A 12079-nucleotide genomic window follows, 5' to 3' on the forward strand; every position below is an offset into this window, starting at 1 on the left:
TCGACCGTCATCACAGGTCGCTTGTGATCAGGTCTAGACCTCCAGCTCTTGCGCGAACGGGAAGAACCACGCCGTGAGGCTGTCAAACATCTCGCGCACCGTGCCGGCGCGGCTGTCGAACTCCGATAGACAGGCGCAAAGAGTGCCCAGTTCGCCGCATTGATCCGCCACCTCGACCAGTGTTGCCGACTGGTTGCGGCTGTACCCGCTCAGCGCCGACATCCTCAGCTCTTCGGGCCAATGGCGGGCCCGCTGGGCCAAGGCCTCGGCCAGACGCAGCACCACCTCACCCTCCTGCTCCTCGAGGATGCGCCGCAAGGGCGGGTAGAGGTCGGGGTTCACCCCCCGGAACATGCGAAACGCCAAGTCCGTTTGCGGCATGGCATCGCTGGCCAGCAACCGGGTCAGGTCCTCTTCTTCGCCGAAGCGCCGGTAAAGGTTGGCGATATCCGAAATACCCGGCGCGCCATGGGCCCAGAACTTTTCCAGCCGCCCGGCCAGATCGGGAGCGGCCTCGAACAAGGCGTCGAATTCCTCCTCCGCCCGCTTGACCCGCCCAGTCGCAAGCGACAGGGCACGCGGAGAGCAAACAACGGGCTTCTCTGAGCGCTCCCATCGCCACAGCGTGTCCGAGCGTGGCCGAGAACGGATCAGCCACTTATCCAGAGGACTTTCGGCCAGGCGGTAGGCGTCTATATAGGATTTTGAACTGGTAAAGCGCAGATCACCCAGCCCTTGCATCACCTTTGGTTCAGGTCGCGCTTCGGTATAGGCGATCGCGCTCAAGATCGCGCGATGATCACCGACAAACTCCATGTTCGCGTCAGCGGCGGCGGCCATTGCCACCGTATCCGTACCGCTGCCCGCCACCAGCAGACATTGCCAGATCGGATGCCTCCAATATCCGCGTTGCAAGGCGCTTGCCTTATCTTCTTCTGCCTCGTCCTTGCTGCGGGTCTGCAACGCTTCGAAATAGCGCGGCGCCAAATCGGCCACCTCGGCGAACCGGGCGGCGGCAAAGGCGCGCTGGATGTCGCGCGACAGGCGCGAGGCCGATCGCCAGTCGGACCCGTCGGGGCGATAGACATCTTCATGCGTGCGCACGCCCAGCGGATCAGCGGCGCGGCTTTCGCTGGCTTCGCTGACGGTGGTGAAATCCTCGTCCGCCGTGCTCAGCCCGTGCTGCGCGGCCGAGGTGAATTCCTGCTCTTCGGCCAGTTCGCGCAGGTCGTCGCCCAGATCGAACGCCTCTTCCTTGCTCAGCACCCGGCCGAGCAGCACATTCACCCGCGCCCGCCAGGCGGCGGGCAGAGTGTCCAGATCCTCGCCCAGCGACAGGTCCAGCGCCCGCGCGGTAACGGCATCAAATTCCGGCACCTTGCGCGGCGACAGAAACGCCTCGTAATAGAGCGCCTGAAGATCGCGCATCTCGGGGTCCATCTTCTCCCACCGCTGGCGAGCGCCCTGATCGGCGCCATCGGGCGGACCCAGCCGGAAATAGTCGCGCGCGGCGGAACAGACCGCCAGCGCATCCTTGCGCAGCCGCGCCTTGCGTTTGCGGTCGACGGCGGTATCGGCCTCACGCGGGCCGGCAAAGAGGCCGGCGACCATCATCCGCCGCACATCGGCGCGGTGGCGCAGGTCAAAGGGCGGCTCTCCCGGTTCGACCAGCCAGTATTCGTTCTCCAGCTTTTCGCGCAATGCCTCTGCTTTGCTCAGCGGCAGCACGGTACCCTCGGGCAGGCCCAGACAGGGCACCGCCAGCACAAAGCGGATCAGGTCGGTGTTGATCTGCCGCAGCACCAGACCGGGATGGGCCAGGCTGCGCAATTCGGGATCGTCGATCCGGTCGAGGATGCGTTCATAGAGGAAGCGATGGGCGAATTCCGAGCGGAACGCTTCGGCGCCATCCTCTTCGAGGTCAGCAATCAGATCGGCGATATCGCCGTCATGGCCGCGCGCGTATTGCACAAAGATCAGCAACGCCAACGGATGCCCCTTGAGCAGGCGGCTGACCGTGTGACGCAAACTCTCGTCGGTCAATACCGGGGGGCGGTCGAGGCCCTTGCGCTGCATGTCCTCCTCGGACAGGCGCCGGTCCTCTTCCTCGATCAGCTGCGCGCCCGCCTCGACCGAGAGGCCATCCAGCGCGATACGGCGTGAGGCCGGGCCAAAGCGGTCGTCCAGCTCGTCGCCCTCCAGCGGCTCGGCGCGACCCGACAGAACGCAGCGCAGGCCGGGCAGCTCGCGGCGGAACTGTTCCTCGACGTCGAGGATCAGGCGCACCACCTCGCCGCCCTGCCGGTCGACCGCCTCGAAACTGTCAAAGGCCAGCGCGATGGGCTGCGAGCGCAGTCCATGCGCCCAGTCGCCTCGGAACCAGCCGGGCAACTGGCTTTCCAGGAAATCGGCCTGTGCGCCATGATCGCGCACCTCGCCCATCAGATCGGTCGAGGACAGGGCCGCCCGCCGTGCCCGCAGTTGCTTGGACACATTCGCGGCGGCCTCGGGTGGTTCCAACGTGCGGTTCACGCCCACGGCGATCTGGTTCAGAATCTCGCGGGCGATCTGGAACGGCGCCCCGGATTTGAGTTGTGGCCGGTCAAAATCGAGGATCACGGTGATCGGTGCATCGCGGCGGGTCTGCCAATCCTGCAACAGCCGGGCCAGCACAGCCGATTTGCCGATGCCCCCGGTACCGGTCAGCAGCAGAGGCCGCGTATCCTTGGTCTTGCCGCGCAGAAAGCGGGACAGGCGCCGACGTACATTGTCATAGCCGAAATGGCGGCGCGGCAGCACGATGACCAGATCGCGCCATTTCTGCACCTCTTGAATTTGCCGTTTGGCCTCGCTTTCGAGCGTTTCGAGGGGGCTGCCATTCAGCGCCGGCACCGCACGGGCAAACTGGACCGCATCCAGAATCGCGGCGTTGTGGCGCAGATGAGTCAGCAGGCGGGTTTCGTCATCGCTGCTCTTGGGCCGGGCCACCTCGACCCGCGCACCGGCCAGCAGCTGCTTGAGCATCTGCCCGAACAGATCGTCGGCCCAGGGAGGTGGCGCCAGGTCCAGCGCCTGATCCAGTTGCGCCCGGGTCAGGAACCGGCGCAGCGCAGCGTTGCGCGGATCGGGTGCCAGCATCCAGCCATAGCGGGGCGCCGCCCCCGGCGCCGGGCACAGAACCTCGGTCACGCCGCGCGACAGCGCGCCCAGCACGTCGTTGCGCAGGTCGGGTCGTCCGTCGATCCCGAGCGCGTCGCACAGCTCGTCAGGCTCGTAACAACCGCAAACCGCGCTCAGCTCGTGCGCCAGATCGATCAGGGCCTCTCGCATTACTCGTCCTCTCCAACCCGTGCGCCGACCCGTCCAAAGAGCGCATCCGCCGCACCCGCCACATGGGTTTCGACAAACTCTGACATCCGCTCCAGCGGCGCGTCCGCGCCAGCGAGCGAGGCGACGATATTGCTGAGAAAACCAAGGCTGGTCTCGTCAAAGGGCTTGTCCCGCGCCCCGCGCATGTTCAGCCAGTGACGGAATACCTGTCCCGGATCGGCCAGATCCCGAGTGCGGATTGCTGATTTCAACACAAGACTGGGGTCGAGCCCGTTGATCTGGATATCTTCACTCAGGCCGATCAGCACCAGCCGCAGATTGTCTTGCCGCCCGATCTGGTCATAGAGCGTCGACAGGAACTCGCGTCCCGAGGCATCGGACAGGTCGTGCCGGTCCAGATCGTCGAGCAGGATCCAGACCATGCGGTCGCCCAGCCGTTCGTTGACCTGCTGCATGAACTTGGAGACCAGCCGCTTGACATAGGCGGGCGTTGTCGTGTCGGGCGCTTCGGGCAGGCTGGCCACTGCATCGGGGGCAAAGCTGGCCAGCGTATCGCAGGCCATGCGATAGGCGTCGACCTGCACGTCTCCGGCGCGAAACACGATATGGTGATGCTCGGGCGCGGCAAAGAGTGCGCGCAGGATCTCGACCGAGAAGCTCTTGCCGGGACGGGTGATCGGCACGTCTTTGTCGGTTTCCACATGTACCCGCAGAATACGGCGGTCGCCCTTCCACAGCTTTTCCAGCGCGGCGATGTAATCGGCCCGGCCAAAGACCGGGCGGCGCCCGTCCAGACAGCCCCCCACCGGGCTGAGACCGGGGATTTCGGCCAGCTTGCCCAGCATCCCCTTGGCCGTCAGATCAGCGGCGATCGCGGTCAGCGGCACCGCCACGTTGAGCGCGCGGTGGTGCCGGGCATCGGGTGGCGGGGTCAGGGCCTCAAGCCCCAGATAGTGCAGCGCCACCGGTTGGCCGTTCTGGTCCAGCGCCAGCCCGCCCGAGGAGCCGTGCGCCGTGGTCGCCTGATGAAACAGGCGGTGCTGGCGCGGTTGGCCATAGACCACCTTGCCGCCGGTAATGGTGTGTTCCTCAGACCCCGGATGATGCAGGATCCAGACCCCGTTCGGCACGTCCTGCGTTACCTTGCCCAGATCGAACCAGCCCCGTTGCAGGCCCGGCGCTCCGGTCAGCCGGATGACAGCATAATCCCAGAACCCTTCAACCGCGTTCAGCCAGCCACGCCGCTTGGCCAGCTTGTCCCAGGCGTAATCTTCCTCCAGAACGGGTCCGGTCTCGCTGTGAGCAACCAGCCAGTCCTCGGCCACGTCGAACACGGCGCCCTTGCCCTCTTCGATGCCGGTTGTCGACGAATAGTCGAAGCGGATTTGCAGATCGCCCGGCTCCAGGTCCAGCTCGATCACATCCTTGATCACGTGGAAATTGGTCAGGACCATCGAGGGACCGATCAGAAAGCCGCTGCCGGTCACCCGATCGCCCATATCATTCCGGGCCTCGACCCGGCACAGCCGCCTGCGGCCCAGGATGATGCCGGGCAGTATGTTGCCGGGATCGGTCCAGAACGCGGTTTCGTTCACCAGGGATTCGGTATTGGCCCGTTGCAGCGAGGCATGGGCGCGCTTCAGCCCCAGCGCGCTGATCATCTTTTGCGCCAGTTGACGGCGATGCACCGGCAAGGGATCCGTGGCACCGATGTCGAACAGGCCCGCCGACACGGCGGCGGCAAAACAGTCGGCCACCGCCTGCGGACCGCCGAGCGCCGCCAGCGCCAGGCAGAGCGCATCGGCGTCGCGGCCCGGGTCCAGCCCGCCACCGCGCCCGGTCACCACCATTGCATGGGCAAAGCTGACCGGTGCCCCCGGCAGACGCCGGGCGGCCAGCCAGCCATCGTACCAGCCGCGCAATTGCGGACGCGCGAAATGCAACCCCCGCACCACGCCCAGCACACAAGAGATCAGCCGTTCCTCGGTCCAGTCCTGTTCCGTCATTCCCCCTGCCCGTTCAGCAACCCGGTGGCAAAGGCCCCGTCGCCCATCCCCAGCACCGCCTCAATATCATGTGCCAGGTTGGTCTCCATCGACTGCCCGCCGAAATGCAGCCCGCAGAGCTGGCCCGGATTGTGCAGCGACAGGATGGCCGAACCCGAGTTTCCGGGCAAGGTGGTCGCATCATGGCTGAAAGCCCAGCCGCGCGGATCGCCCGCCACCGCGCCGGGGCGTGCCTCGATCATGCCGGGACTGATGTATTTCACTCCATAGCGGTCGCCATAGAGCTCGCCCAGCCGCGCCCAGAAGGCCAGATAGGTATCCCGGTCCTCGCGCGGGTCGGGTCCGCGCACATTGCGCGGTTCGGCCGGATAACCCGCCACCAGTATCTTGGTCAGTGCCGGATCGGTGGTCGAGATCAGGCCCCGGTCGATCGGGTCGGGCGGCGGCGCGTGGCTGTTGTCGGGGTCGATCCGCATCAACGCCATGTCAAGCCGCGCCATGTTGACCGTCCGCCCGATCCGGGACGCGCCCGCCGTTACCACCTCGGTCAGGGTATAGCGGGTGGTTTCGTCAGAGGCCTCGGGGTCGAAGATGATCGAGACCGGAAAGCGCAGCTTGAACGGGCGCTGGCCGTTTTCCTCGGGCATCGGTTCGGCAAAGGCGTCGATCACGTGGCGGTTGGTCATCACCAGCCCGTCCGAAAGCAGGAACCCGGTGCCGACATGCACCCAGACCCCCTGCGGGTTGCGGGCGTCGATGCGGCCTACCGCGCGCACCAGCGGCTGCCAGCGATTGACCGCCGTCAGCAGGTCGGCGCGCCAACTGCCCAGCAGTGGATCGAACAGTTCGTCTCCGTTCTCGTGAACCCGGATCGCGGGTCGCCCGCTGAGCTTGACCAGCGCCTCGAGCGCATAGCCGACCTCGCCCGGGCTGAGCCGCACATCGCGGTCCGGGTCGAGATGCGATTGCACCGCCTGGCGGATCTTGTCCGCCGCTTCGGCCTGCATGGCGGTATCGACCAGATCGGGCGCGGACTCGGCCCGCGCCTTGAACAAGTCGTTGACCGTTTCCATGACAGTATCCAGCCCCTCGCCCCTGAGCCGGTCGACCGAGGCCTCATAGCTGAGGTCAGCCGCGCTCTCAGTCGTGCCGCCGCGCCCGGCAGCCAGTCGGCGAAAGGCGCGGTCCAGCGGCGCGGGTGGCGCGGCGGGGGCCAGCACCAGCCCCGGCTCGCCCAGCGGCTGCCGGTCTCCCAGCAGATCGGCCAGCGCCGGAGACGGCATTTCGCGCATCGCGTTCTCGACCGTGACCGAGGCTTCGGGCTGTTCGCGCAGGCGCCAGTCGAAGGCGAGGTATTCCGCCTCGGTCTGCAATCCGCCTGCGTCGAAATCGGCGCCGAACAGCAGCTCGGCGGGACCGGCGCTTTCCGAGGCCGCCCCCCCGACGATGTCGGCGGGGTCCAGCGCCAGCAGCGCCTCGGCATCGACGATGCCCGCACCCATCATGCCGTGATCCCAGCCCGCGGGCGCGTGCGCGGTCTGACGCAGCGCGGCGCGGAACAGCTCTTGCAGGGGCCAGCCACGACGATGCGCCTCCTGCCGCAGCGCGCTCCAGCCATGATGCTCCAGCCACAGCGCCGCCACCCCGGCCGTCAGCGCAACGGCAAAGGAGGTACCCTGCCCGGTATCGGTCACATCACTCAGATCAACCTGACCCGGACGGCGGCGGGCCACATGCAGGTTCTCGGCCGGGGCCGAGACGTCGACCTCGGGGCCCCGGCACGAGCCGCGCCAGCGCCGCCCGGCATGGTCGACCCCGGCCACCGCGATCACGTTGCGGTCAAAGGCGGGATAGGTGACGAAACGCACGCAATTGCCCGCCGCCGCCATCACGATCATGTCCGCCGAGACCGCGCGCGCCACAGCCCGGCGCATCACCCGTGGGCCAAAGCCGCTGCCCAGGCTCATGGTCACGATCCGGCAGCCCTGGGCCCGCGCGTGGTCAAGCGCGCGGGCCACCGGAACCCAGGACCCGACCACCACGGCGTTATTGGTCCGCAACGGCACCAGCGAGGCGCGCGGTGCGCTGCCATTGACCCGGCCCGAGCGGCGGCTGATCACCAGCGAGGCGGTGCCGGTGCCATGGCCCGGTGATCCCATAGAGGGCAACAGCGGGTCGGTCGGGTCAGGCGTGTTGTCGACAAAATTGTAACCCCGCGCCATGTCGATACCGTGATCCAGTTCGTTATGGGCGGCCACGCCGGTATCGGGCTGGCCGATCCGCTGACCGGCGCCGGTGACCCCGAACCGTGTCATTGCCCGGTCGGCCCGGATCAGCCGCAGCGCCCAGTTGCGATCCGCCAGCGGCGGCGTGTGCGCCCGGCACAGGTCCCAGATCACATCGCCCACATTTTCAACAGGGGGCGGCACACTTTCGGCATCGGTGAAGGGCGGCAGGATATCGGGCGTGACCGAAACCAGACCCAGCGCCTCTTTCAACGCCGCCGCCTCGGCAAAGAGGTATCCGGGCGATTGTTCGATCGGAACGCCAGGGAATTGCAGGACCAGCATGTCGTCATCCGCCTGGGTCGCGCGGAACAAGTCGAACCGATCCCCTTCCAGCAGTGTCGCGATGGCGCCGCGCACGGCCTCAACCGTGACCGGTTCGGGGTATTCCAGGGTAAAGGACAGGATGTCTGTGGGCAGCGCCTCTTGCCCCGTGGGTGTGGCCACCCGCGCCGCTGCTTTCAACAGGTCCAGCATGGCGGTCTCCTTCAATATGCGAATGGGAAATCAGGTCTCAAATATCCCGCAACTCTAGCACCGACGCTCCGTGATTTGAAGAAAAACCCTCGCGCGTTGCGGGCATATGGGGCGCGGGTATTACCTTGCGTTGTGCAATCGGTTCTCTGTCCGCCCCCGCGCACGGGACTTGGCAATCGGGCGCCGACGCAGTACTCCTCTGTCCAGATAGACGTTTAACCCCTTGGATTTACAAGTCTCGGTCGAGAAGGAAGGCAGCGCGTGCGCCCCACGAACCGAAAAACCATTCCGCCGCTTGAAACCGTGTTGACGGGCGTTTCGCTGCTGGCCGGGCTCGAGACCGAGGTTCTGGCCGAATTCGCGGCCGATCTGGAGCTTGTCACCGTCTATACCGGCCAGACCGTCATGGAGCAGGGTGAAACCTCGACCGAAATGTACGTTGTGGTCCGCGGTCGTCTGGTTGGTCTTTTGTTGTCGCCCAATGGCAAGGAAGTCGCGTTTACCGAGATCACATCAGGTCGCTATTTCGGCGAATTGTCGGCTCTGGACGGGCGGCCGCGCTCTCTCACCATTTCTGCCGCCGAAACCACGATTCTGGCGCGGATGCCGGCGCAGCGGTTGCTCGACTGGATGGCGCGAGAGCCGCGGCTGGCGCATAACCTGGCCATCGACCTGGCCGAGCGCAACCGGACACTGACCGAACGGGTGTTTGGCCTGGTGGTGCACGACGTGGACAAGCGGGTGCGGGCGCTGCTGATCCAGCAGGCGCAGGCGGCACGGCAGCTCAAGCCGGGCGGCGTTCTAGAACCCAGCCCGACCCATGACGCGATTGCCAACTATATTGGCGCCACCCGCGAGGCCGTCAGCCGCGTGATGGCACGGCTTGCCGCCGCCGGAGTGATCGAGACTGGGCGTCGGCGGCTCGAAATCGCGGATATCGAGCAACTGTTCGAAGGGCTATGACCTGCCCCAGCGCTCCTTGAGCCGCAGGCATTCGGGCAGCATCCAGCGCTCGCCCGAACGGATCGCGCGTTCCAGCGCCGCCAGATCGCCGCTTGGTCCGTCGCGCCGCGCGGTTTCCTCGGCCATGGCATGGATCACCCGAAAGGTGGGTTGCAGGAATTCGAACCCCTGCTCGCCCAGAACCCTGCTGCCATAGTCGAACTCGGCCTGGCCCTCGTCGACCCGTCCCGCGGCAATATCCCCGATGCCGGTCAGCATCCGGGCATAGACAAGCCAAAAGGCCAGTTGCCTGCTCTGGGCCAGTTGCTTCAACTCGCTGGCATGGTCGCGAAACGCCCCCCAGTCTCGGCGGATCGCCGCCGGAAAGGCGGCACCAAAGGTGAGCGTGTGACACAACGTGTGGGTCATCTCGGAGGCACGTGCCGAGGCCAGCGCCGCCGCCGTGGCGGCGCGGGTGTTCTCGGGGGTGCCGGTAAAGGCCTCGATCGCGGCAATGCAACACAGAACGGTGGCGTGATTGTCGGTGGCGCCGAACGGCCGCAACGGCTCGGCATGAAGGGCCGGGTCATAGGTGGCGAGGAACCGGTCCAGATATTGTCGCGCGTCGTCGAACTCCCCCCGGAACATGTGGCTCGACCCCAGCATCCGGTCCAGCACCAGCGCATGCAGGCCGGTCGGATCCGAGCGCGCGATATCGGCCAGCCCCACGGCAAATTCGTGGCCCGCGTCGATATCGCCCTGCACGCAGATGTCGATCCAGCGAAAGAACATGGTCGAGAACACCCGCTGGCTGCCACCAGTACGTTCGATCAGCGCATTGATCCGGCCCAGCACATCCTCGCCGGCGGCTCGGTATCCCTTGGCCCCGATCAGCGCCGGGAACAGCGCCAGCAGCGTGTCGGCCTCGAACTGATCGCTCCAGTCGCCCTCGCTGGTGCCGATCCGGGGCAGCAGCGCCAATGCCCGGCGGAACAGGGCCACCGCCTCGGCATCAGCCGATTGCGCGGCAGCGGCGCGCCCGGCCTCGGCCCACAGTTCTGCGGCAGGGCGCAACCGCCCGGCGCGCTCCAGCTGATCGGCCAGCAAGGTCGGTTCCACCGCCTGCCCCGCCGCGCGGCGCCGGTCCAGAGCTTCGGCTATGGCGGTGTGAATGCGCTCGCGATCGCGGGTCAGGATGATGTCATAGGCACAATCCTGAAGAAGCTGGTGCCGCAGGATCAGCCGGTTGTCGTGCTGGCTGTCGCGGGCAAGGTGAAGTTCCGCCAGCCCCGCCGCGATCAGCTCGTCCAGCGCCTCTTCGATGGAGCCGGGACCGGGCCAGAGGTCGCGCAGCAGCGGCAAGGGCGCCTCGCGCCCTATGCTTGCCACCAGTCGCAGCAGGGGTCGGGCGCGGACCAGCCGCCTGATGCGGGCCTGAAGGCTCTGTTGCAGGCTGGAGGGCACAGACATGTCCGGCAGGCTGTCGGCAGCCACATCCTCGGGCCCGGCCAGCCGCGCGCGCATCTCCAGCGCCAGTTCCTCGGCAAAGACGGGAATACCCTCGGCCCTTGCCACCAGTGGCGCCACCAGCGCCTCGGCGCCCTTCACATCTCCAAGCACCTCGCGCACGATGCTGTTGGTATGCTCCGGTGACATCAGCCCCAGCGAGATCGGCACCGATCCGTCCACATGCATCAAGCGCGGGTCGGGCAGTGCGTTGCGGGCGCTGACAATCAGCATCAGGCCCGGCGGGCGGCGCGAGGCCAGTGTCAGCAGAACGTCTATGGTCGAGGGATCGGCCCATTGCAGATCGTCGATCCACAATACCTTGGCCCCGGATGCGGTTCTGCCGAAATGATCGGCCAAGAGGCCGATCACACGCGCCCGGCGCTGACGGCGCTCGGCCTGGGTGGCTCTGGGAACGGCCTCCAACTCGGCCCGCAGGGTCGCTGCGGCAGGCAGATCGGGATCGTGATCCAACAGCAGCCGGAAGGCGCCATAGGGTGTGTCGCGGCCTTGCTGAGGACAGTTGACATGGCGCACCGGCCGGTCCTCGCGCCGGAGACGGTCAAGGAACTCTCCCACCAACCGTGATTTTCCGATCCCGTGCTCACCGGCCACGGTGATCAGGTTGAACGCCCCCATCGCCACCGCATTCCAGCAGGCCGACAGCCGCGCCAGTTCCGCCCGGCGATTGACAAAGGGCACCCGGTCTGGACGCGCCAGCAGCGCCATGCCCAGATCGGGGGTCCGGCGTGCCTCGACCGCGTAGACCGGCGCGGGTTCGTCGATCCCCTTGAGCTGCCTGAGGCCGAGGAAATTCAACTCGAAATGATGCTTGATGAGCGCCGCCGTGGTGTCCGAGACCACCACACCGCCCGGCTGCGCCTCGGCCTGAAGCCGCGCGGCCAGATTGACCACCGCGCCATAGGCCCGCCCGCCCCGCGCGTGCTGGCTGAGGTGCCGGTCGCCAATCACCACCGGCCCCGAGGCGACCCCGACCCGCACCTGCATCGGCCGCGCCCCCGGCACCGCGATGGCGCCGACGCGGCGGCAGGACTCGCAGGCCGCCATCACCCCGCGCAGCGCGGCATCCTCCAGCGCCTGCGGATAGCCGAAATAGATCAACACCCCGTCGCCGTGATACTGCGCCACATGTCCGCCATAGCGATCCACCGCGCCGTCCACCGCACGGTAGAATTCACCGAGCAGATCGGTGAACCGTTCCTCGCCCAGGGAATGGGCAAGTTGGGTTGATCCGACCAGATCGCAGAACACCACGGTCAGATAGAGGCGTTCGCTCTGGTCCTCGACCGGGGCGGGAGGCACAACGGCGGCAGGCGCATCGCGCAGGTCGGCGATGCGTGCCAGGATCTTGCGCCTGTGCCCCAGTGAGGTCACCCCGAGATCCGTCAGATCCTGATCCGACAAATGCTCCAGCACCTCCAGGTCGATATCGGCCTGTTCGAACCGCTCGGCATAAGCCTCCAGGCCGAGATCGGCCAGCCAGGAGGTGACAGAGCCGATGGTTCGGGACAT

General features: G+C 66.7%; 5 protein-coding genes. 1 reads left to right on the forward strand and 4 read right to left on the reverse strand.

Annotated elements, in window-relative coordinates:
- Window positions 1-33 precede the first annotated feature (33 nt).
- The 3 genes from MB818_RS15545 to MB818_RS15555 are packed head-to-tail and all read right to left on the reverse strand — an operon-like array spanning window position 34 to window position 8098.
- Entirely contained in the window at window positions 34-3330 is a 3297-nt protein-coding gene (locus MB818_RS15545; RefSeq protein WP_238905679.1) for a hypothetical protein, read from the reverse strand.
- Complete coding sequence (locus MB818_RS15550) at window positions 3330-5336, reverse strand: trypsin-like serine peptidase (protein ID WP_238905681.1); 2007 nt, start codon at window positions 5334-5336, stop codon at window positions 3330-3332. Before MB818_RS15550 ends, MB818_RS15545 begins: the two co-directional genes overlap by 1 nt.
- On the reverse strand, window positions 5333-8098 hold the full coding sequence (locus MB818_RS15555) for a S8 family serine peptidase (protein ID WP_238905683.1): 2766 nt from the start codon (window positions 8096-8098) through the stop codon (window positions 5333-5335). The genes MB818_RS15550 and MB818_RS15555 overlap by 4 nt, the downstream gene beginning before the upstream one ends.
- Before the next feature lie 261 nt (window positions 8099-8359).
- Between MB818_RS15555 and MB818_RS15560 the strand changes: the two genes are divergently transcribed.
- Entirely contained in the window at window positions 8360-9061 is a 702-nt protein-coding gene (locus MB818_RS15560) for a Crp/Fnr family transcriptional regulator (RefSeq protein WP_234177007.1), read from the forward strand.
- Here MB818_RS15560 and MB818_RS15565 read toward each other — a convergent pair.
- On the reverse strand, window positions 9056-12079 hold the full coding sequence (locus MB818_RS15565; protein WP_234217178.1) for an adenylate/guanylate cyclase domain-containing protein: 3024 nt from the start codon (window positions 12077-12079) through the stop codon (window positions 9056-9058). The two genes, MB818_RS15560 and MB818_RS15565, sit on opposite strands and share 6 nt — an antisense overlap.

The sequence above is a fragment of the Ruegeria alba genome (assembly GCF_022321465.1).
In the GTDB taxonomy this organism is placed as follows: domain Bacteria; phylum Pseudomonadota; class Alphaproteobacteria; order Rhodobacterales; family Rhodobacteraceae; genus Ruegeria_B; species Ruegeria_B alba.

What these genes read in the sequence shown, in the direction of transcription:
- MB818_RS15550 (WP_238905681.1), bottom strand. Translation starts at nt 5,336, where the DNA reads ATGACGGAACAGGACTGGACCGAGGAACGGCTGATCTCTTGTGTGCTG.
- MB818_RS15545 (WP_238905679.1), bottom strand. Translation starts at nt 3,330, where the DNA reads ATGCGAGAGGCCCTGATCGATCTGGCGCACGAGCTGAGCGCGGTTTGC.
- MB818_RS15565 (WP_234217178.1), bottom strand. Translation starts at nt 12,079, where the DNA reads ATGTCCCGAACCATCGGCTCTGTCACCTCCTGGCTGGCCGATCTCGGC.
- MB818_RS15555 (WP_238905683.1), bottom strand. Translation starts at nt 8,098, where the DNA reads ATGCTGGACCTGTTGAAAGCAGCGGCGCGGGTGGCCACACCCACGGGG.